Here is a 19,532-nt window from a genome sequence, read left to right as displayed (position 1 = left end):
TTCGCTTTAGCCGCGCAGCACGCCGCCGCTGGCTTTGGTCACCTTGTCGATCACCTTGGCGCCAACCGCCTCGATATCCGCGTCTTTCAGTGTCTTGTCGCTTGGCTGCATCCGTACCGTGAGGGCGAGCGATTTTTTCCCCTCACCCAAAGCACCGCCGATGAATTCATCAAAGACGCGCACATCGTCAATCAGGGCCTTGTCCGCCCCCATCGCCGCATTGACCAGCGTCAGCGCGTCAACATCGGCGTCCACCACAAAGGCAAAGTCACGTTCCACCGCTTGCAAAGCGCTGGTGTTCAGCGCGGGACGTGTGGCACCGGACTTGCGCGGCAAGGGCACCTCGGCTGGCCAGATGGTGAAGCCCATCGCGGGCCCTTTCACATCCAGTGCCGCCAGTACCCGCGGGTGAATTTCGCCAAAGACGCCAAGCACTTTTTTCGGGCCAAGGCAGATCTGCCCGTGACGCCCGGGGTGGAACCAGTCAGCGCCATTGCGGTTGATCTGCACCTTGGCGGGGGCACCGATGGCGGACAGGACCGCCTCGATATCCGCCTTGACGTCGAACACATCGACCGGCCGGGATGCGCCGTGCACATCTTTGGGACCGGTGCTGCCGGTCAGCAGGCCGCTGATCTGCAGATGCTGATCGCCGGGCTCGCCGCCGGTGAAGACGGGGCCGACCTCGAACAGCGCCATGTCAGGAAAGCCCCGCGCCTGATTGCGGGCCGCAGCCTGCAGCAAGGCGGGCAGCAGCGACGGGCGCATATGGCTCATGTCATTGCTGATCGGATTTTCCAGACGGGTGTCATCGGTGCCACCGCCAAACAGCGCAGCAGACGCCTGATCGATAAAGCTGTAAGACACACATTCGTTATAACCCAAGGCCGCGCAGGCGCGGCGCGCGATGGCCTCGCGGCGCTGCATCGGCGACAGGACGGGCTTGGGCACGCCGGTCGTCAGGCGCGGCAAGGGGCGCCCTTCAAGCTTGGTGAGAGACGCAATCCGCGCGACTTCCTCGACCAGATCGGCTTCGCCCTGCACATCGGGGCGCCAGCTTGGGACATGCGCCATGTCGCCTTCCAGACGGAAGCCAAGCGCCGTCAGCGTCTTGCGCTGCTCGCTTTCCGAGATGGTCATCCCCACCAGCGACTGCACGCGCGCCGCGTCCAGCTTGTAGGCGCGAGAATAGTCCGGCACCTTGCCCGCGACGACAACTTCGGACGCCTCACCGCCTGCGATGTCCAGGATCATCTGGGTCGCATGTTCGATGGCATAGGGCGTCCATTCGGGGTCAATCCCCCGTTCAAAGCGATAGCGCGCGTCCGAGTTGATCTTGAGCGCGCGGCCCGTGTAGGCGGTGCGCACCGGATCGAAATAGGCCGCTTCGACAAAGACATTCACCGTGTCCATGGAACAGCCGCTTTCCGCGCCGCCCATCACACCCGCGATGCTTTCGACCTTTTCGGCGTCCGAAATCAGGGTCATGCCTTCGCTGAAGGTATATTCCTTGTCGTCCAGCCCCATCAGGGTCTCGCCGCCCTTGGCGCGGTGGATGCGCAGGCTGTTGCCCGCGACCTTATCCGCGTCGAACACGTGCAAAGGACGGTTGCGGTCATAGGTGAAGAAGTTCGTCACATCGACGAGGAACGAGATTGGGCGCAGGCCAATGGCGCGCAGCTTGTCCTGCAACCATGCCGGCGACGGGCCATTTTTGACGCCGCGGATCACACGACCGTAGAAAACCGGACATTGGTCCAGCGTGTCTTCGTCGATCGAAACAGAGATCGGGCACGGGAACTGCCCCTCGACCGCGGGCACATCGCGCTGTTTCAGCGAGCCCAGACCACGGGCCGCCAGATCACGCGCGATCCCGCGCACACCCAAGGCATCGGGTCGGTTGGGGGTGATCGCGATCTCGATCACGGGGTCGACCTTGGCGGGGTCGTTTTCCGCCAGCCAGTCGATGAAACGGTCGCCGACATTGCCCGAGGGCAGTTCAATGATACCGTCATGTTCTTCGGACAGCTCAAGCTCGCGCTCTGACGCCATCATGCCAAAGCTTTCGACGCCACGGATCTTGCCAACGCCGATGGTGGTATCAATGCCCGGCACATAAACGCCCGGTTTCGCCACAACCACGGTGATGCCCTGACGCGCGTTCGGGGCACCGCAGATGATCTGCTGCACGCCTTCGTCGGTATCCACCTGACAGATCTGCAAACGATCCGCGTCGGGGTGCTTTTCTGCCGATTGCACATAGCCCAGCGTAAAATCCGCCAGCTTCGCGCCACGGTCTTCGACGCCTTCGACCTCGAGCCCCAGATCGGTCAGCGCATAGGTGATTTCATCGATCGACGCGGTGGTGTCGAGATGTTCCTTCAGCCAGGACAGTGTGAATTTCATGGCGGTGATCCTCATGCAATGCTTGCGCTAGGGCGTAGCGTTTAATCGGCGCGGTTTCAATGCGGTGCGGCTGCGTTTTGCGCCTAGCCCGGTGTTTTGGGCATCAACCCGTCCAGCTGGTAGCCAAGCCATCCGGTCGGGATGAAATGTCCGCCGGTATGGATGTCCAGCGTCACACTGCGGTCGCCGGCGCAATTGTCCCAAGCGAAATGCGCGAACTCTACCCCCGGGGCGAGGGTCAGCGCGCCGTCCAGCCGGCCCTTGCCGCAGCGGAACGCCTTGCGCCACAGGGCGACGACATTGGTGGTGTCATGCTCAGGCCCGCGCGGCAGGCTCATCCACAGGTCGTTGAGCCCATGCACATGGCGGACCTGACGCGGCGGGTTGGCGCAGGTGCTGGACTGTTTGATCGTGCCCGACATGGTCATCAGCCCCGCGATCCGGTCGCCGCGCGCGCAGGCATAACGCCACGCCATCGCTGCGCCAAAGCTGAACCCCGAGATATAGATCTGGCTTTGATCCACCGGATAGCGTTTCGCCACATCCGCCAGCACCGCGTCAGCAAAGGCGATATCCGCAGGGTCATCCTGCCAGAACCGCCACGCCCGATGCTGCGCCGACGGGGCTACCAGCATCACGCCACGGGGCTTTGTCTCGGACCCGATACGCGGATGGTGGATCACCGTCCGCCCGCGCCGCAGGAACGCGTGGAAATGCATCATAACAGGCAGGGGCGTCACGCCGTCCCAATCGTCGGGCATCAGGATGTTGTAGCTGCGGTTGCCGACAGGGCAGACGGTATCCCCGCCGCAGGGCGGGAGGGTTTGGGCGGTGGCAACCATTGGCGCGGCAGACAGCGCGCAGGCCAGCATCGCGGCCTGTACAATCGCTTTTGGCCGCGCGGTCATGGCGTAGAAAAAGGCGGAGAGGCTCACGGGTTTCTCTAATCCTCAAACCGATGCGCGAGATCGTCCACATCGCCCATGCGATAAAGCTTGATCTCGCGGATCAGACGCAGGGTTGGTTTGGCAGCAAACAGCAGCGACCCGACCAGAAACAACCATGTGCCCGGCGTAAGCCAAGCGTCGCTAAAGAACATGACCGACCCGACAATAAAGCAAAAAGCAGCCACGAAATCGACAACCGTATGGGCCAACTCGAACCGTGCATAAAGCCTGCGGTGCGCCTCGGATTGGTCCCGACGTTCATTGCGAAATATTTTCATGGGACCCTGCCCTTGTTCACCGGACAAGCGACGCGGTGCCCAGCGACGGACACCGCGACGATCGATTAGCGGCTCAAACCACCATGCAGCGTCGGCTGGTCCAAGCTTGCAAACCCGTAATGCCGCAACCAGCGCAGGTCTGAATCAAAGAACGCCCGCAGATCAGGAATGCCGTATTTCAGCATCGCGATGCGGTCGATGCCCATGCCAAAGGCAAAGCCCTGCCATTCGTTCGGGTCGATCCCGCCTGCTTGCAGCACCTTCGGGTGGACCATGCCGGAGCCCAGCACCTCCATCCAGCCGTCGCCTTCGCCGATACGCAGCTGCCCGTCGACCCAGGAACACTGGATATCAACCTCTGCCGATGGTTCGGTGAAGGGGAAATGCGATGCGCGGAAGCGGGTCTTGATGCCCTCGACCTCGAAGAACGCGCTAAAGAATTCCTCCAGCGTCCATTTCAGGTTCGCCATAGAGATGTCTTTGTCGATCGCCAGACCTTCGACCTGATGGAACATCGGCGTGTGGGTCTGGTCATAGTCGGCACGGTAGACGCCACCGGGGCAGATGATGCGCAGGGGCGCGCCTTCGGCCTCCATCGTGCGGATCTGCACGGGGCTGGTGTGGGTGCGCAGCACGTGGGGCGGACGGTCGTCGCCCTCGGCACGGGCCATATAGAACGTGTCCATCTCGGCGCGTGCGGGGTGGTGGCCGGGGATGTTCAGCGCGTCGAAGTTATACCAATCGGTGTCGATGCGCGGGCCTTCGGCGACCGAAAACCCCAGCTCGGCGAAGATCGCGGTCACTTCCTCGGTCACCTGGCTGACGGGGTGGATCGTGCCCTGACGCGTCGCCCGCGTGGGCAATGTCACGTCCAGCCATTCGCTGCGCAGACGCTCATCAAGGGCCGCATCCCCAAGTGCTGCTTTCTTCGCGGCAATGGCGGAGTTGATCTCGTCCTTGAGCGCGTTCAGCGCGGGGCCGACTGTCTGGCGTTCTTCGGGCGTCATACGGCCCAGCTCGCGCATCTTCAGGGCGACTTCGCCCTTTTTACCCACGGCGGCCAGACGGATGTCCTCCAACGCGGCTTCGTCGGCGGCACCAGCGATCTGGCCCAGATATTTCGCTTTCAGGTCGTCCATATCGGCCTCATGTCTTTTGCTCGGGCTGGTGCTAGCAGAATTGGCCCCGAATACAAGCGGCAGGGCTATTTGAAGCGGGTCTTGTGATGCTGAAACCGCGGGCACATAGTGGCGCAAACCATCAAGGGGGTGCCGCGCGTGGCAGAGATTTTACAACCCGACGGCAACCCGTCCCTGCCCCGACCTGTCACACGGCCCTGGCTGGCGCTGCTTGGCCTGACGCTGGGGGTGACGGTCACCAACGGGTTCGCGCGCTTTGCCTACGGGCTGATCCTGCCCGCGATGAAGACCGAGTTGGACTGGACCTATGCGCAGGCGGGCTGGCTGAACACGGCGAATGCCATCGGCTATATCATCGGCGCGGTGCTGACGTTGCTGCTGATCGGGCGCATCGCGCCTGCGCGGTTGTTCGGGTTCGGCATGGTGACCACGACGCTGACGCTGTTGGCGACGGGGTACGAGGCGACGATGGGCTGGCAGACCTTCTGGCGGATCGCGGCGGGGGTGTTCGGGGCGATGTCCTTTTCCACCGCAGGCGTTCTGACCGCGCGGCTGTTTCCCGGCGACGCGCGCCGCAATGCGCTGGCGATCGCGATCCTGTTCGGCGCGGGCGGCGGTATCGGGATCATGCTGGCAGGCGCGTCCCTGCCCCTGATGATAGAGTTCTGGGGCACCGGATCATGGCGCTATGGCTGGTATATCATCGGCGTGATCAGCGTCGCCTGCCTGCCCCTGTCCCTATGGGCCGCGGCGCGCCTGTCGGTCCCTGCACAGCGCAACACGGCGGCCGGCGGCATCAAGCTGCACCTGATCTGGAGAGAGCTTGCAGGCTACGTCGGTTTTGCCATGGGCTATATCGTCTATCTGACGTTCCTGTCTGCGTGGATGACGGATCAACAGGCACCGGCGCTGCTGATCTCGGCGGTGTGGATCATCATGGGGGTGGCGCTGATCGCCTCGCCCTTCGTCTGGCGCGGGGTATTGGCGCGGCACGCTTCGGGCAAGCCTTTGGCGATGATCCTGACCGGCATCGCAATCGGATCGGCGCTGCCGCTCGTCCTGCCCGCGGGTGGGGCCGTGGTGATTTCAGCCGTGGTGTTCGGGCTTTGCGTCTTCATGGCCCCTGGCGCGATCACCAGCTTTATCCGCCAGAACCTGCCTGCCGAAAGCTGGGCCGCCGCGATGAGCCTGTTCACCGTGGTCTTTGCCATCGCGCAGACCGCAGGCCCCTTCGCCGCCGGTGCCTTGGGCGACCTGACGGGCAATATCGGGTCCAGCCTCTTGGCTGCCGCTGCAATCCTGCTGACAGGGGCCGCTGTGGTGGCGTTTCAAAAACCGCTGCCGCAACAAGACCCCAGCTGATCACCGCACAAACGAAAAACGCCGCCCCGACGTCAGGGCGGCGTTCTAAAACTTGGGGTCGGCAAAGGGCGCTTACGCGGCCAGTGCGTCTTGTGCTTGCTTCACGATGGCACCGAATGCTTCGGGCTCGTTGATGGCCAGGTCGGACAGAACCTTCCGGTCCACTTCGATACCAGCCAGGGACAGACCATTGATGAAGCGGCTGTATGTCAGTGCTTCGTCGTGGCTGCGCACAGCGGCGTTGATCCGCTGGATCCACAATGCGCGGAAGTTCCGCTTGCGGTTCTTACGGTCGCGCGTGGCGTATTGGTTGGCTTTGTCGACCGCCTGACGGGCGACCTTAAAGGTGTTCTTGCGGCGGCCATAGTAACCTTTGGCTGCTTTGATTACCTTTTTGTGACGGGCGTGGGTAACGACACCACCTTTTGTACGGGACATATCGGCTCTCCTATCTTAGCGGTCGTAGGGCATGAAGCCCTTGATGATCTTGGCGTCGGGTGCAGACAAAGCTGTTGTCCCACGCGCGTCACGGATGAATTTTTTCGTCCGTTTGATCATACCATGCTGTTTGCCAGCCTGACCGCCGATGACCTTGCCGGTCGCCGAGATCTTAAAGCGCTTCTTGGCGCTCGATTTCGTCTTCATCTTGGGCATTTCCGTCTCCTTAACTTGAGTTCGGTAAGTGCGCGACTCGGCATGCCACGAAGGCCGGACGCGCGGAACGAAGCTGGCGTATAGGAGGGACAGGGGCCCAAAGCAAGGGCAAAAGCGCGAAACGCCTGCGCTTACCAGAACTTGTAGCGCGCAATCACATGCAAAACGGCGTCTGGCACGTCTTCCAACGCGTAGCCGCCCGGATGGGTGTTGATGGCATAGACGATCATCCCGCCCGCGATCAGCACCGTCAACGCTGACGCGCGCGGCGCACGGCCATCAGAGAAGGCCGACACGACAGAGGGGATAGAAAGCACAGCAAGGGCAAGACCAATCACCAAAATCAGATCAGTATCCATTATTCCTGCCCTTGCTCGATATATTCTTGTTACCTGACCATAGGTTATTCCGGATCGGTATTAAAAATCAATCGTTCGTCGCAGGGTGCGACGCGCAGGATATTTGTGCTGCCCTCGACGTTGAAAGGCACGCCTGCGGTGACAACGATCATATCCTCCGGCCCGGCATAGCCTTCGTCACGGGCAACGCGTGCAGCGCTGACCACAGCCATCTTGAAGCGTTCCAGCGTACCGGTCTGAACGCAATTGACGCCCCAGGTGAGCGCCAGTCGGCGCGCGGTCTTGACCAGGGGCGTCAACGCGATGATCGGTACCCGCGGGCGTTCACGTGCGGTCAACAGCGCCGTGGTCCCGCTTTGGGTGAAGCAACAGATTGCCTTGATGTTCGCGGTTTCCGCAATCTCGCGTGCAGCGGCGACAATACCGTCCGCCACGGTCATGCGGTCCACCTTGCGCGACGATTCGATAATCTGGGTGTAGGTCGGATCCTGCTCTACCTCGGTGGCCACGTTATCCATCGTGCGCACCGCCTCGACCGGATAGGCACCGGCCGCGGATTCCGCCGACAACATCACCGCATCGGCCCCTTCATAAATGGCAGTCGCGACATCCGATACCTCGGCCCGAGTGGGGATCGGGCTTTCGATCATCGATTCCAGCATCTGCGTCGCCACGATCACCGGCTTTGCCGCCGCACGGCATTTGCGCACCAGTCGTTTCTGGATCGGCGGCACATTCTGTACCGGCAGTTCAACCCCCAGATCACCGCGCGCAACCATGATACCGTCGCTCACCGCCAGGATGTCCTCGAACCGGTCCACGGCCGACGGCTTTTCGATCTTGCTCAGCAATGCGGCACGGCCCTTGGCCAGTTCGCGCGCCTCGGTCACATCTTCGGGGCGCTGCACAAAGCTCAGTGCCAGCCAGTCGACCCCCAGCTCGCACACGAATTCCAGATCGGCGCGGTCTTTTTCCGACAGGGCGGCCAGCGGCAGCACCACATCCGGCACGTTCACGCCCTTGCGGTTAGAGATCACGCCGCCGATCATCACTTCGCACTCCGCGAAATCGGGGCCGCATTCCTTGACCTTCAGACGGATCTTGCCGTCATTGACCAACAGCGATGCGCCCGGTTCAAGCGCCTGGAAAATCTCGGGGTGCGGCAGGCTCACGCGGCGGGCATTGCCCTCTGCCTCGTCCAGATCCAGCCGGAAGGACGCGCCCTCGACCAGCAATTCGCTGTCCCCCGAAAAGACACCCACACGCAGCTTTGGTCCCTGAAGATCCGCGAGAATACCGATCGTGGATCCCGTTTCCTCTTCGATCTGGCGGATGATCTGGTGCTTGATCCGGATTTCGTCATGGCTGCCGTGGCTCATGTTCAACCGGAACACATCCGCGCCCGCGTGAAACAGTGCCGATATCGTCTCGTGCGTGTCCGAGGCCGGACCCAAGGTGGCAACTACTTTGACATTCCGCGTGCGTTTCATACTGGTGACGTCCCTTTTCATCTGCGGGCTTTGGCAGCCCCTGCGCTTATTGCCACGGGTCTAACACGCGCGGCGGTCAGAGTGGATAGTAAATAAGTTAGCGTTAACATGTGTTAGCGTTAACACTTAGCGAAGATCGCCCGCCCCGTCTATGCCCACCACAGTATGACAGCACGATGACAGCGGGCGGCGGAAGGCCGTGCCACATTCATGGCCCGCCGCCTTGTACCCGCACCGGCCAGCCCATAGCTTGGGCCCACCCCACACGCAGGAGAGCATAATGCCCACACAACAGGAAATCGAACTTCAGGCCGCTGCGTTTCGCCGGCTGCAACAGCACCTGATGCAAGACCGCACGGACGTGCAGAACATCGACATGATGAACCTGGCCGGATTTTGCCGCAACTGCCTGTCGCGCTGGTATCAAGAAGCCGCAAACGAACGCGGGATCGACATGGGCAAGGATGAAGCCCGCGAGCTGTTCTACGGCATGACCATGGACGCATGGAAAGCCAACTATCAGACCGACGCGAAGGACGCGCAGAAAGAGGCGTTCAAGGTCGCCTTCGAACAGAACGTCGGCGAAAAGGGCTGACCGCGCGCAGCCAGCCCCTTGGCAAGGCGGGTTAGACCGCCGCCTTGCGCATCTCGTCCAGATAGATCTCGCGCAGACGCGGCGCGACCTTGCCCGGTGTTCCATCGCCCAGGGCCACGCCGTCGATCTCGACCACGGGCATGACAAAGGCGCTGGCGGAGGTGGTAAACGCCTCATCCGCCTGCTGCGCTTCGTGGATGGTAAAGTTACGCTCTTCCACCACCATCTGCGCCTCTTTGGCAAAACGCAGAACCGCAGCGCGGGTGATGCCGTGCAAAATCTCGTTGCTCAGGGCGCGGGTGATGATCTTGTTGCCCATCACGATATAGGCGTTGTTGCTGGTGCCTTCGGTGACAAAGCCGTCCTCGACCATCCAGGCATCATCGCAGCCCGCCTTCTTGGCCATCATCTTGCCCATCGACGGATACAGCAGCTGCACCGTCTTGATGTCGCGACGGCCCCAGCGGATGTCTTCGATGCTGATGATCTTGGCACCTTTCTTGGCGGCGGGGCTGTCGGCTAGACCGGGTTTGGACTGGGTGAACAAGACAATCGTCGGCTCTGTCGTCTCGGGATCGGGGAAGGCAAAGTCGCGGTCCCCGTCCGATCCGCGGGTGATCTGCAAATAGATCAGCCCCTCGTCGATCTCGTTCACGCGCACCAGCTCGCGGTGAACCTCCAGCAGGTCCTCCTTCGAGATCGGGTTGCGCATCTGTAGCTCGTTCAACGACCGGCTGAGCCGGATCGCATGGCCGTCAAAGTCGATCAGCTTGCCGTCCAGCACGCTGGTGACCTCATAGACCCCGTCCGCCATCAGAAACCCGCGATCAAAGATCGAAACCTTGGCTTCGGTCTCGGGCAGGTATTCGCCGTTCACATATACAGTCCGCATGTCTTATCCCCAAAGCTTGGCCGCAGGCGGATGCACCCCGGCGGCGTCAAATGTCAAAGCGTTGTCGCGGTCTTCGGCCAGAAGCAGCGGGCCGTCAAGGTCCACGACCTTTGCCCCCTGCGCCACCAGCACCGCCGGTGCCATCGCAAGCGACGACCCGACCATGCACCCCACCATGACCTCATAGCCCTGCGCGACAGCCGCATCGCGCAGCGCCAGCGCCTCTGTCAGACCACCGGTCTTGTCCAGCTTGATGTTGACCACATCGTATTTGCCCTTCAGCGCAGCAAGGCTCGCACGGTCATGACAGCTTTCATCGGCACAGACCGGCACGGGCCGCTCCATCCCGACGAGCGCATCGTCATCCCCTGCGGGCAAAGGCTGTTCAACCAATGACACACCCAGCCGCACCAGATGCGGGGCAAGATCGGCGTATACCGCGGCCGACCAGCCCTCATTCGCGTCGATAATGATCTGCGCATCAGGCGCACCGGCGCGCACAGCCTCAAGGCGGGGCATATCATCCGGCGTGCCCAGCTTGATCTTCAACAGCGGGCGATGCGCATGCAAGGCCGCCTGTTCGCGCATCTTTTCGGGTTTATCCAACGACAGGGTAAAGGCCGTGATCTCGGGCCCCGGTCGCGCCAGCCCCGCCAGTTCCCACACAGGTTTGCCCGCCTGCTTGGCTTGCAGATCCCATAGGGCACAATCCACTGCATTGCGCGCGGCACCAGCCGGCAGCAGGTCATACAGCGCATCACGCGTCAGCGGCCCGCGCAGCGCTTCGATCTCTGCCGTGACCGACTCCAGCGTCTCGCCATACCGGGCATAGGGCACACATTCGCCCCACCCCGTCACGCCGCCATCGGTGATCCGCACCGTGAGCACCTGCGCCTCGGTCCGCGATCCACGCGAAATGGTAAAGACCTGCGCCAGCCGAAAGACATCCCGGCTTACCTCAATACGCATATCCGCTCCTTCATTTTGCCACTTAAACTCTCCCCGAAGGGCCGATCAGAGGGCTGCCAAAGCCTCCGCCAATCTCGCGGCACCTTGGCGGAACGGGTCCACGGCTGGCAAGCCCAAGCGTTGTTCAACCTCGGCCAGATAGGCGTCTGCCTCTGCCTCCGACAGATGCTGGGTGTTGATCGAGATACCGACCACCTGACAGCCTGCGTTGGCAACCTTTGCCAGCGTCAGTGCCACGTCGCGCACTTCTTCCAACGTGGGCAGCGTGTAGTCGGGCAGGCCGCGCATGGTCTTGCGGGTCGGCTCGTGGCACAGGATCAACGCATCGGGTTGGCCGCCGTGGATCAGCGCCATGGTGACACCGGAATAGGACACGTGGAACAAGCTGCCCTGCCCTTCGATGATATCCCAGTGATCATCATCATTATCGGGGGTCAGATACTCGATCGAGCCGGCCATGAAATCCGCGATCACGGCATCCAAAGGCACGCCTTCGCCGGTGATCAGGATACCGGTCTGGCCCGTCGCGCGGAAGCTGCTTTTCAGCCCCTTCTCTTTCATCGCCGCGTCCAGCGCCAGCGCGGTATACATCTTGCCGACCGAACAATCGGTGCCGACCGCCAGCACGCGCTTGCCGCTGCGTTTGACGCCATTCGCAATCGGGTACTGCACCGACGGGATACGCACGTCATGCAAGCTGCGCCCGTGTTTCTCGGCGGCGGCCACGAGCTCTGGCTCGTTGCGCAGCAGGTTATGCAAGCCGGATGCCAGATCGAAACCGGCCTCCAGCGCGTCGACCAGCACGGCGCGCCATGTGGCGCTGATGGTGCCCCCGCGGTTGGCGACGCCAATCACCAGGGTCTGCGCGTCTGCCTCTTTCGCTTGCGCAAGCGTCATATCGGTCAGACCCAGATCCGCCTTGCACCCGTGCAGCCGCAGCTGACCGACGGCATTTTCAGGGCGCCAGTCCTTGATGCCCTGCGCCACTTTAACCGCAAGGTGATCCGGCGCGTCGCCCAGAAAAAGAAGATAAGGTGTTTTGATCATGATCACATGCTCCTGCAATTTGGCTTTGGCTCAGTTTCGCAGCCTTTCGGCGCGATAAGGTTGCAAATGAGTGGTGGGCGCAAGAGATGGCGCAGGAATTTTGCGGGTATCTGCCGATGCGAGCAAGAACTGTGCACAGAAATTCAGCCGCCGATGCTGCAGGTGCGAGATCACCCTTGCAGGGCGCAGCGCAATTTAATACCACCCAAGGCAATCAAGTCGTAACTTTATTACTCAAGGATTCCGCATATGAGCTTTCGCATCCAGCCTACAGCACCTGCACGTCCCAACCGCTGCCAATTGTTCGGCCCCGGTTCGCGCCCGGCAATCTTCGAAAAAATGGCAAGCTCTGACGCCGATGTGATCAACCTTGATCTGGAAGACAGCGTTGCCCCCACAGACAAGGACAGCGCCCGCGCGAATATCATCAAGGCGATCAGCGATGTAGACTGGGGCGACAAAACACTGTCCGTGCGGATCAACGGGCTGGATACACCTTACTGGTACCGCGATGTCGTCGACCTGCTGGAACAGGCGGGCGAGCGTCTGGACCAGATCATGATCCCCAAGGTCGGCTGCGCCGCTGACGTATATACTGTCGACGCGCTGGTTACGGCGATCGAAACCGCGAAGGGCCGCACCAAGAAAATCTCGTTCGAGGTGATTATCGAATCGGCCGCAGGCATCGCCCACGTCGAAGAGATCGCCGCCGCCAGCCCGCGCCTGCAAGCGATGAGCCTTGGTGCCGCCGACTTTGCCGCCTCTATGGGGATGCAGACGACCGGCATCGGTGGCACGCAAGAAAACTATTACATGCTGCGCGACGGGGCGAAGCATTGGTCCGATCCGTGGCATTGGGCGCAGACCGCCATTGTCGCCGCCTGCCGGACCCACGGCGTGCTGCCGGTCGATGGTCCGTTCGGTGATTTCTCGGACGACGAAGGCTACCGCGCGCAGGCGCGCCGGTCGGCGACCCTGGGCATGGTCGGCAAATGGGCCATCCACCCCAAGCAGATCGCCGTCGCGAACGAGGTGTTCACCCCCTCCGACGAGGCCGTCGCCGAAGCGCGCGAGATTCTGGCCGCGATGGAAACAGCCAAGGCCAACGGCGAGGGTGCGACCGTCTACAAGGGCCGTTTGGTCGATATCGCCAGCATCAAACAGGCCGAAGTCATCGTGCGCCAGTCCGAGATGATCGCCTCGCGCTAACCCCGCGATACTGAACAGCGGTGCGAGGCGACCCTCGCGCCGCGCCATCTCCCCCGCAGCAAAGCGGGCTTGGCATGCCCCGCGGCTTGGGGCATCAAGGCAGCATGACCATCGATATCCTCTCTGCGCTCGCGCTTTTCGCGCTGATCACCTCTATCACGCCGGGGCCGAACAACCTGATGCTGATGGCATCGGGCGCGAACTTCGGCTTTGCGCGCACGGTGCCGCATATGATGGGCATCACCCTTGGTTTTATGGTCATGTTGCTGCTGGTGGGCTTTGGCCTGATCCGCGTGTTTGACGCCTTTCCCGTCATCTATACGGTGCTCAAGATCCTGAGCCTGATCTATCTGATCTACCTTGCCTATAAGATCGCCACCGCCGCCCCGGTGCAAAGCGCAGACCCCAACGCCAAACCGCTGAGCTTTCTGCAAGCGGCGGGGTTTCAATGGGTCAACCCCAAGGCCTGGGCCTTCGGGCTCAGCATCATCACGATCTACGTGCCCTCTGCCGGCATATTGCCGCTGGTGATCACGGCGCTTGTCGTGGCGGTGATGGCGCTGCCGTCGGTCACCCTTTGGACCCTTCTTGGCGGGCAGATGGCCCGTTTTCTAACCAATCCCCGGCGTTTGCGGGTGTTTAACGTGACCATGGCCGCGCTGCTTGTGGCGTCGCTGCTGCCCGCCCTTTGGCCGGCCAGCTGACAGGTTCCGTTGCAAAGACCGCAAATCAACGCCATATAGCCCTGAACAAAGCGCGGAGCAGGTGATGACACAGTATCTGGATTTCGAAAAACCACTGGCCGAAGTGGAAGGCAAAGCGGAAGAGCTGCGCGCTCTGGCGCGGTCCTCCGAAGGGATGGACGTGAGCGCCGAAGCCAAAACGCTGGACGAAAAAGCCCACCAAATGCTTGACGATCTGTACAAGTCGTTAACGCCGTGGCGCAAATGTCAGGTGGCACGTCACCCCGACCGGCCCCATTGCAAAGACTATATCGAGGCCCTGTTTACCGAATACACCCCGCTGGCGGGGGACCGGAACTTTGCCGATGATCTTGCGGTCATGGGCGGTCTGGCACGGTTCAACGACACGCCTGTCGTCGTGATCGGCCACGAAAAAGGCAACGACACCAAATCCCGTATCGAACGCAATTTCGGCATGGCCCGCCCCGAAGGCTACCGCAAAGCCGTGCGCCTCATGGAACTGGCCGACAAGTTCGGGCTGCCCGTGATCACGCTGGTCGACACCCCCGGTGCCTACCCCGGTAAAGGCGCGGAAGAGCGTGGCCAATCCGAAGCCATCGCCCGCGCGACCGAGAAATGCCTGCAGATCGGTGTGCCGCTCGTTTCTGTCATCATCGGTGAAGGTGGGTCAGGCGGGGCGGTTGCTTTTGCCACGGCGAACCGCGTCGCCATGCTGGAACATTCCGTCTATTCCGTGATCTCGCCCGAGGGCTGCGCATCGATCCTGTGGAAAGATGCCGAGAAAATGCGCGAGGCCGCCGAAGCGCTGCGCCTGACCGCGCAAGATCTGAAACAACTGGGCGTCAACGACCGCATCATCCCCGAACCCCGTGGCGGCGCGCATCGGGATCGGAAAGAGGCAATCGCATCGGTGCGCAAGGCGATTGCCGCGATGCTGGATGACCTGTCGGGCAAAGACCCAAAGGCGCTGGTGGCAGATCGCCGCAAGAAATTCCTCGACCTCGGGGCCAAGGGGCTGGCGGCGTAATCTACGCCGCCCGCTGGCGCATCATGTCGCCAGCATCCGCAGACCTTGGGTCACGTCGGTGCGCACTGCCAGCCGCAGACCGGGTTCGTCGCCCGCGCGCAGCGCCGCGATAATCAGTTTGTGGAAATGCGGCGGCTCTGTCCGTCTGAGCCGCCCGTAAAGCGCCCGCATCGTCGGGCCCATCTGCAGCCAGACCGTTTCCGCCATCGCCAGCATCGCAGGGGCCTGCGCCCGCAGGTATAGCGTGCGATGAAACTCCAGATTGGTGCGAATATAGCTCACCGCGTCACGGTGGATCACCGCATCCGAGATGGCATTGTTGATCGCCTGCATCCGGTCGATCAGCGCAAGGTGGGCCCGCGGCAGGGCGCGGCTCGCAAGCTCCACCTCGATCAGGGCACGCAGGGCGGCCAGCTCCTCGATCCGTTCGTTGCTCAGCTCCGGCGTCGATATCCGGCCAGAGGCCGACATGGTCAGCGCCCCTTCCGCCGCCAGCCGCCGCACGGCCTCGCGGGCGGGGGTCATCGACACCTCGTATTCCTTGCCGATTCCCCGCAGGGTCAGCGCCTGCCCCGGGGCCAGATCGCCGTGCATGATGCGGGTCCGCAACTGCCGATAGACACGGTCATGGGCCAAAGGATGCGCATCAAGGGGGCGAGGGTTCAGATTCATATCGCCGTTGTGATCACGAATCGCCGCTGCGTCAATGTCGCAAACGCGGGCGAAGTCTATGCCTGCGCGGTAAACTTGAACCGGTGCAAGTCGCTGCCGTGGGTGCGCAGCCAGCCACGCGCCTCTTGATAGGGGCCGTAAATCCGTTCGACCTCGGCCCAGAAGGCGGGCGAATGGTTCATCTGCGCCAGATGCGCGACCTCGTGGGCGGCGACGTAATCCAGCACGTCGGGCGGCGTCAGGATCAAGCGCCACGAAAACATCAGCCCCCCGTCCGAGGTGCAAGACCCCCACCGCGATCGCGTATCCCGCAAGGTTAGCTTGCTGTACGGCCGCCCCAGCAGCGCACTATAATCGTCGCAGGCGCCAGTCAGCCGGTCCCGTGCGAGCTCTTTCAAATGCGCGGCAAGCCGGGTCGGCACACGCGCTGCAGGGCCGGGCACGGAAATCGTATCGGTCCCCAGCACCACCCGTCTGCCCTGCCCGGCTTCAACCCGCAGCATCCGACCGCCCAAGGGAAACTCTGCCCCGATGCCCACCAGAACATCAGCGCCACGCGCTTCCAGATGTTGCCGAATCCACGCCTCTTTCTCGCGGGCAAAGGCGATTCCCTCTGCCTCCTTCAAGCGTTTCGGCATGGTAAGCGTCACCCGCCCATCCAGTTGCGATATCCGCAATGATATCCGCCGCGCCCGCGCAGAGCGGCGCAGGATCAGCGGGATAGGCGGGTTTCCGGGCAGGACAGGATCAGGCATTTCAGGGTTCCGGGTCGCGATGGGGTGGCGATTGCCTTTGACAGTGCCTATCTCATATGGCACTTGGCCTGAATCATCTATACGCAACAACACTTTCAAAAAGGGGACTTCGATGCCCAATGAAGAATGGGGAACCAAGCGCCTGTGCCCCACAACGGGCAAGCGGTTCTACGACCTGAACAAAGATCCGATCATCAGCCCTTACTCCGGCGAAGTGGTCGAGGTGGATAACTCCAAATCCCGCATGATCGCAGCAGATGCCGAAGATGCCGTCACCGCCAAAGCCAAGAAGGGCGATGTGGATGATGACGAGACATTGGTAGATGACGACGATGTAGATGTGGATCTGGACGACGACATCCTGGACGATGACGACGACGATGATGATACCGTTCCACTCGAAGAAATCGCCGACGTTGCATCCGACGACGAAGATTGATTGAATTTTGCGAGGGCGGGATAGATTTTCCTCTTGATCCCGCCTTCGCGACCGCCTATTCAGCGGCGCATCGGCCTTGAATGGTTGATACACTTCCCGGATCTCTGATCCACGATGGGGCCTTAGCTCAGCTGGGAGAGCGCCTGCATGGCATGCAGGAGGTCAGCGGTTCGATCCCGCTAGGCTCCACCAAATCCCCCCCTACATTCCAGCATACACGTCACGCACCACGCGGGGCTGACTGACGCGCGCCCGCGAGGCGGGCACTCTGAGTCAGCGGTTCGATCCCGCTAGGCTCCACCAAACACCACCCTACATTCCAGCATAGACGTCGCGCACCACGCGAGGCTGACTGACGCGCGTCCGCGAAGCGGACACTCTGAGTCAGCGGTTCGATCCCGCTAGGCTCCACCAAATCCCCCCCTACATTCCAGCATACACGTCGCGCACCACGCGAGGCTGACTGACGCGCGTCAGCGAAGCGGACACTCTGAGTCAGCGGTTCGATCCCACTAGGCTCCACCAAACCTTCACCGAACATTCCAGCATATATGGCACCCACCACGCGGGGCTGACTGACGCGCGTCAGCGTTTTCGACGCATCGCAAGCCGACCTACATATACAAAGCCCGCGGTCACACTGACGGCGGCGAAGACCCATCCGAACGCCACGAGCAGCTTGTGCCGGATCGGGTGGTAGTTGCGGAAATAGGCCCATGTGTCGGTGTAGGGGATGCTTTCGACCCAGTGCTGCACCGCAAGGAATGCGATGGTCCCGAGACAAAGCACGCCTGAGACGCAAAACACCCATATGACCGCTCGGTCCGTCACCTTTCCCATTGCGCACCCTGCCCCTTGAAACGCCGCTCCACCCCAAGCTGTACGGCAAGGAGCAGCCGCGCACAAAATTAAATTGGCCGCACCACTAGACGACCGGTCTATTACTTCTTACCTCCCCCGTATGACAGAGCAAAAGAAATCAGATCAAACGCGGCAAAAGATCCTGACCGCCGGACGTGCGCTGATCAGCAAGCACGGGTTTGGCGCTGTCGGACTGGCGCGCATCCTGAGGGAAAGCGATGTCCCCAAGGGGTCGTTCTATTATTACTTTCCGTCCAAGGATGCCTTTGGTCAGGCTTTGCTGCACGACTATGTCGACGATTATCTGGCGCGCATGGATGCGCTGTGCAGCGGGTCGGGTTCTGCCCGTGACAAGCTGTTGTCCTTCTGGTCGGCGTGGCTTGCCCATGCCCATTCCGAAGGCATCGCCAACCAGTGCCTCGTTGTGAAGCTTGGGGCCGAGGTTGCCGATCTGTCCGACGACATGCGGCGCATCTTGGATGATGGCGTGGCGCAGTTGGTCAGCCGCATTGCGCAGCTGCTGGTTGTCGGGGCCGAAGAAGGCTCTGTCCCGCCGGTCGATGATCCGCGGGCAGCAGCGCAGATGCTCTATGCCAAGTTTCTGGGGGCCGCGATCCTGTCGAAACTGTCGCAGGATCAGCTCCCGTTGCAGCAGGCTTTGTCAGAAACCACCGATTTTCTAACCATACGATAAACCAAAGAAAGCGAGACCCCCATGAAAGCAGCAGTGCACAACAGCTTTGGCGAACCCATCGACGTCATCGAAGCGACCGATGTCGACACCCCGACCGCAGGGGCGGGCGAGGTTCTGGTCAAGATGACCCTGTCGCCAATCCACAACCACGACCTTTGGACGATCCGCGGGAACTACGGCTACAAGCCCGAGCTTCCCGGCGCGATTGCCGGCAGCGAAGCGCTTGGCACCGTCGAGGCTGTCGGTGAAGGCGTGGACGACGCGATGATCGGCCAGCGTGTGTCGATCGCGGGCGTGCATGGCACCTGGGCTGAATACTTCGTCGCCCCCGCCACGGGTGTTCTGCCCCTGCCCGACGTGATCTCGGACGTTGCTGGCGCACAGTTGATCGCGATGCCCTTCAGCGCCATCTCTCTGCTGGAAACGCTCAAGGCGCAGAAAGGCGACTGGATCGTCCAGACCGCTGCGAACGGGGCCGTCGGCAAGATCATGACCACGCTCGCCAAAAGCCGCGGCATCAACCTGCTGAACCTCGTGCGGCGCGAAGATGCTGTGAAAGAGCTGACGGATCTGGGCATCGACAACGTGCTGTCGACCTCGGAAGCGGGCTGGCAGGACAAAGCGCGCGAGATCATCGGCGAAAAAGGGGCCGCATCCGCGATCGATTCCGTAGGGGGCGATATCTCGGCTGATCTGGTCGATCTGCTGGGACTGGACGGAGAGCTTGTCGTGTTCGGGACCGCGACCGGTGCGCCGATGCCGCTGAACTCTGGCGCGCTGATCATGAAGCACATCACCGTCAAAGGCTTCTGGGGCTCCCGCGTGAGCGGCGACATGGACCCAGAAGAGCGCAAGCGCCTGATCACTGAACTGGTCACGCTGGTCGCCAAAGGCGAATTGGTGCTGGAAGACGGTGGGCAGTTCGGGCTGGATGATCTGTCCGGTGCGCTGAAAGCCTCGCTGACACCGGGCCGTCCCGGCAAGGTGATGATCCGCGGCTAAACGCAGCCGAATACCACAGCACCAAACGGGG

The 19,532-nt window shown here is 61.9% G+C and carries 22 protein-coding genes and 1 tRNA gene; 9 read left to right on the top strand and 14 right to left on the bottom strand.

What is annotated here, in order from left to right:
• Positions 1–6: 6 nt before the first annotated feature.
• The 4 genes from pheT to pheS all read right to left on the bottom strand — a co-directional run bounded on the left by pheT (position 7) and on the right by pheS (position 4,770).
• Positions 7–2,406, bottom strand: coding sequence for a phenylalanine--tRNA ligase subunit beta (gene pheT, locus ABM428_RS03225; protein ID WP_132997516.1), 2,400 nt, complete (start codon positions 2,404–2,406; stop codon positions 7–9).
• Positions 2,407–2,489: 83 nt separating this feature from the next.
• Positions 2,490–3,341, bottom strand: coding sequence for a polyhydroxybutyrate depolymerase (locus tag ABM428_RS03220; protein ID WP_353628162.1), 852 nt, complete (start codon positions 3,339–3,341; stop codon positions 2,490–2,492).
• A gap of 8 nt (positions 3,342–3,349) precedes the next feature.
• Complete coding sequence (locus tag ABM428_RS03215) at positions 3,350–3,631, bottom strand: YrhK family protein (protein ID WP_132997515.1); 282 nt, start codon at positions 3,629–3,631, stop codon at positions 3,350–3,352.
• A 65-nt stretch (positions 3,632–3,696) separates the two neighbouring features.
• Complete coding sequence (gene pheS, locus ABM428_RS03210) at positions 3,697–4,770, bottom strand: phenylalanine--tRNA ligase subunit alpha (RefSeq protein ID WP_037954562.1); 1,074 nt, start codon at positions 4,768–4,770, stop codon at positions 3,697–3,699.
• A gap of 138 nt (positions 4,771–4,908) precedes the next feature.
• Between pheS and ABM428_RS03205 the strand changes: the two genes are divergently transcribed.
• The gene (locus ABM428_RS03205) at positions 4,909–6,132 is read left to right on the top strand and encodes a YbfB/YjiJ family MFS transporter (RefSeq protein ID WP_240790831.1); all 1,224 of its coding nucleotides are present in this window, start codon (positions 4,909–4,911) and stop codon (positions 6,130–6,132) included.
• A 72-nt stretch (positions 6,133–6,204) separates the two neighbouring features.
• On the opposite strand, the gene rplT is transcribed toward ABM428_RS03205, so the two are convergent.
• From rplT to pyk, 4 genes are all read right to left on the bottom strand, one after another.
• Positions 6,205–6,570 (bottom strand): 50S ribosomal protein L20, encoded by a 366-nt coding sequence (rplT, locus tag ABM428_RS03200; RefSeq protein WP_005851211.1) that lies wholly within the window; start codon positions 6,568–6,570, stop codon positions 6,205–6,207.
• Positions 6,571–6,585: 15 nt separating this feature from the next.
• Positions 6,586–6,786, bottom strand: a complete 201-nt coding sequence (gene rpmI / locus ABM428_RS03195) for a 50S ribosomal protein L35 (RefSeq protein ID WP_005851209.1) — start codon at positions 6,784–6,786, stop codon at positions 6,586–6,588.
• 131 nt (positions 6,787–6,917) lie between these two features.
• Positions 6,918–7,145, bottom strand: coding sequence for a hypothetical protein (locus ABM428_RS03190; protein ID WP_005851207.1), 228 nt, complete (start codon positions 7,143–7,145; stop codon positions 6,918–6,920).
• 44 nt (positions 7,146–7,189) lie between these two features.
• Entirely contained in the window at positions 7,190–8,635 is a 1,446-nt protein-coding gene (gene pyk / locus ABM428_RS03185) for a pyruvate kinase (protein WP_132997513.1), read from the bottom strand.
• 280 nt (positions 8,636–8,915) lie between these two features.
• Between pyk and ABM428_RS03180 the strand changes: the two genes are divergently transcribed.
• On the top strand, positions 8,916–9,230 hold the full coding sequence (locus tag ABM428_RS03180; protein WP_132997512.1) for a DUF1244 domain-containing protein: 315 nt from the start codon (positions 8,916–8,918) through the stop codon (positions 9,228–9,230).
• A 31-nt stretch (positions 9,231–9,261) separates the two neighbouring features.
• Here the strand turns inward: ABM428_RS03180 and ABM428_RS03175 are convergent, their stop codons facing one another.
• From ABM428_RS03175 to dgcN, 3 genes are read right to left on the bottom strand one after another with little or no spacing between them, the layout of a single operon-like run.
• Positions 9,262–10,122 carry a D-amino-acid transaminase gene (locus ABM428_RS03175; RefSeq protein WP_005851201.1) on the bottom strand — a complete coding sequence of 287 codons (861 nt, stop codon included), beginning with the start codon at positions 10,120–10,122 and terminating at the stop codon, positions 9,262–9,264.
• A 3-nt stretch (positions 10,123–10,125) separates the two neighbouring features.
• Positions 10,126–11,091: an N-acetyl-D-Glu racemase DgcA gene (gene dgcA / locus ABM428_RS03170; protein WP_132997511.1), complete on the bottom strand. Its 966-nt coding sequence runs from the start codon at positions 11,089–11,091 to the stop codon at positions 10,126–10,128.
• Positions 11,092–11,136: 45 nt separating this feature from the next.
• Positions 11,137–12,138, bottom strand: a complete 1,002-nt coding sequence (gene dgcN / locus ABM428_RS03165) for an N-acetyltransferase DgcN (protein ID WP_132997510.1) — start codon at positions 12,136–12,138, stop codon at positions 11,137–11,139.
• A 249-nt stretch (positions 12,139–12,387) separates the two neighbouring features.
• Between dgcN and ABM428_RS03160 the strand changes: the two genes are divergently transcribed.
• From ABM428_RS03160 to ABM428_RS03150, 3 genes are all read left to right on the top strand, one after another.
• A complete protein-coding gene (locus tag ABM428_RS03160; protein ID WP_037943086.1) occupies positions 12,388–13,347 on the top strand; it encodes an L-malyl-CoA/beta-methylmalyl-CoA lyase in 960 nt (319 codons plus the stop codon).
• A gap of 74 nt (positions 13,348–13,421) precedes the next feature.
• Positions 13,422–14,051 (top strand): LysE family translocator, encoded by a 630-nt coding sequence (locus ABM428_RS03155; protein ID WP_132997509.1) that lies wholly within the window; start codon positions 13,422–13,424, stop codon positions 14,049–14,051.
• Between the two features lie 64 nt (positions 14,052–14,115).
• Positions 14,116–15,078, top strand: a complete 963-nt coding sequence (locus tag ABM428_RS03150; protein ID WP_005851191.1) for an acetyl-CoA carboxylase carboxyltransferase subunit alpha — start codon at positions 14,116–14,118, stop codon at positions 15,076–15,078.
• 21 nt (positions 15,079–15,099) lie between these two features.
• On the opposite strand, the gene ABM428_RS03145 is transcribed toward ABM428_RS03150, so the two are convergent.
• Together ABM428_RS03145 and ABM428_RS03140 are read right to left on the bottom strand one after the other, a co-directional pair.
• Complete coding sequence (locus tag ABM428_RS03145; RefSeq protein ID WP_005851189.1) at positions 15,100–15,750, bottom strand: GntR family transcriptional regulator; 651 nt, start codon at positions 15,748–15,750, stop codon at positions 15,100–15,102.
• Between the two features lie 56 nt (positions 15,751–15,806).
• Positions 15,807–16,505, bottom strand: coding sequence for a M48 family metallopeptidase (locus tag ABM428_RS03140; protein WP_132997508.1), 699 nt, complete (start codon positions 16,503–16,505; stop codon positions 15,807–15,809).
• A gap of 112 nt (positions 16,506–16,617) precedes the next feature.
• Between ABM428_RS03140 and ABM428_RS03135 the strand changes: the two genes are divergently transcribed.
• Together ABM428_RS03135 and ABM428_RS03130 are read left to right on the top strand one after the other, a co-directional pair.
• Entirely contained in the window at positions 16,618–16,944 is a 327-nt protein-coding gene (locus ABM428_RS03135) for a TIGR02300 family protein (protein ID WP_005851186.1), read from the top strand.
• A 116-nt stretch (positions 16,945–17,060) separates the two neighbouring features.
• Positions 17,061–17,136, top strand: a tRNA-Ala gene (locus ABM428_RS03130).
• Positions 17,137–17,529: 393 nt separating this feature from the next.
• Here the strand turns inward: ABM428_RS03130 and ABM428_RS03125 are convergent.
• The gene (locus tag ABM428_RS03125) at positions 17,530–17,784 is read right to left on the bottom strand and encodes a hypothetical protein (protein WP_289082208.1); all 255 of its coding nucleotides are present in this window, start codon (positions 17,782–17,784) and stop codon (positions 17,530–17,532) included.
• Between the two features lie 121 nt (positions 17,785–17,905).
• On the opposite strand from ABM428_RS03125, the gene ABM428_RS03120 reads away from it, so the two are divergent.
• Both ABM428_RS03120 and ABM428_RS03115 read left to right on the top strand, forming a co-directional pair.
• Positions 17,906–18,499, top strand: coding sequence for a TetR/AcrR family transcriptional regulator (locus ABM428_RS03120; RefSeq protein WP_037943080.1), 594 nt, complete (start codon positions 17,906–17,908; stop codon positions 18,497–18,499).
• Positions 18,500–18,520: 21 nt separating this feature from the next.
• The gene (locus ABM428_RS03115) at positions 18,521–19,501 is read left to right on the top strand and encodes a zinc-binding dehydrogenase (RefSeq protein ID WP_168592671.1); all 981 of its coding nucleotides are present in this window, start codon (positions 18,521–18,523) and stop codon (positions 19,499–19,501) included.
• Positions 19,502–19,532 lie beyond the last annotated feature (31 nt).

This window comes from Sulfitobacter sp. TCYB15, assembly GCF_040435955.1.
In the GTDB taxonomy this organism is placed as follows: domain Bacteria; phylum Pseudomonadota; class Alphaproteobacteria; order Rhodobacterales; family Rhodobacteraceae; genus Sulfitobacter; species Sulfitobacter pontiacus.
Note: the sequence above shows the minus strand (reverse complement) of the source record. Positions and strands in the feature narration are given on the sequence as shown.

What these genes read in the sequence shown, in the direction of transcription:
- pheT (WP_132997516.1), bottom strand. Translation starts at nt 2,406, where the DNA reads ATGAAATTCACACTGTCCTGGCTGAAGGAACATCTCGACACCACCGCG.
- ABM428_RS03215 (WP_132997515.1), bottom strand. Translation starts at nt 3,631, where the DNA reads ATGAAAATATTTCGCAATGAACGTCGGGACCAATCCGAGGCGCACCGC.
- pheS (WP_037954562.1), bottom strand. Translation starts at nt 4,770, where the DNA reads ATGGACGACCTGAAAGCGAAATATCTGGGCCAGATCGCTGGTGCCGCC.
- rplT (WP_005851211.1), bottom strand. Translation starts at nt 6,570, where the DNA reads ATGTCCCGTACAAAAGGTGGTGTCGTTACCCACGCCCGTCACAAAAAG.
- rpmI (WP_005851209.1), bottom strand. Translation starts at nt 6,786, where the DNA reads ATGCCCAAGATGAAGACGAAATCGAGCGCCAAGAAGCGCTTTAAGATC.
- ABM428_RS03190 (WP_005851207.1), bottom strand. Translation starts at nt 7,145, where the DNA reads ATGGATACTGATCTGATTTTGGTGATTGGTCTTGCCCTTGCTGTGCTT.
- pyk (WP_132997513.1), bottom strand. Translation starts at nt 8,635, where the DNA reads ATGAAACGCACGCGGAATGTCAAAGTAGTTGCCACCTTGGGTCCGGCC.
- ABM428_RS03180 (WP_132997512.1), top strand. Translation starts at nt 8,916, where the DNA reads ATGCCCACACAACAGGAAATCGAACTTCAGGCCGCTGCGTTTCGCCGG.
- ABM428_RS03175 (WP_005851201.1), bottom strand. Translation starts at nt 10,122, where the DNA reads ATGCGGACTGTATATGTGAACGGCGAATACCTGCCCGAGACCGAAGCC.
- dgcA (WP_132997511.1), bottom strand. Translation starts at nt 11,091, where the DNA reads ATGCGTATTGAGGTAAGCCGGGATGTCTTTCGGCTGGCGCAGGTCTTT.
- dgcN (WP_132997510.1), bottom strand. Translation starts at nt 12,138, where the DNA reads ATGATCAAAACACCTTATCTTCTTTTTCTGGGCGACGCGCCGGATCAC.
- ABM428_RS03160 (WP_037943086.1), top strand. Translation starts at nt 12,388, where the DNA reads ATGAGCTTTCGCATCCAGCCTACAGCACCTGCACGTCCCAACCGCTGC.
- ABM428_RS03155 (WP_132997509.1), top strand. Translation starts at nt 13,422, where the DNA reads ATGCCCCGCGGCTTGGGGCATCAAGGCAGCATGACCATCGATATCCTC.
- ABM428_RS03150 (WP_005851191.1), top strand. Translation starts at nt 14,116, where the DNA reads ATGACACAGTATCTGGATTTCGAAAAACCACTGGCCGAAGTGGAAGGC.
- ABM428_RS03145 (WP_005851189.1), bottom strand. Translation starts at nt 15,750, where the DNA reads ATGAATCTGAACCCTCGCCCCCTTGATGCGCATCCTTTGGCCCATGAC.
- ABM428_RS03140 (WP_132997508.1), bottom strand. Translation starts at nt 16,505, where the DNA reads ATGCCTGATCCTGTCCTGCCCGGAAACCCGCCTATCCCGCTGATCCTG.
- ABM428_RS03135 (WP_005851186.1), top strand. Translation starts at nt 16,618, where the DNA reads ATGCCCAATGAAGAATGGGGAACCAAGCGCCTGTGCCCCACAACGGGC.
- ABM428_RS03125 (WP_289082208.1), bottom strand. Translation starts at nt 17,784, where the DNA reads ATGGGAAAGGTGACGGACCGAGCGGTCATATGGGTGTTTTGCGTCTCA.
- ABM428_RS03120 (WP_037943080.1), top strand. Translation starts at nt 17,906, where the DNA reads ATGACAGAGCAAAAGAAATCAGATCAAACGCGGCAAAAGATCCTGACC.
- ABM428_RS03115 (WP_168592671.1), top strand. Translation starts at nt 18,521, where the DNA reads ATGAAAGCAGCAGTGCACAACAGCTTTGGCGAACCCATCGACGTCATC.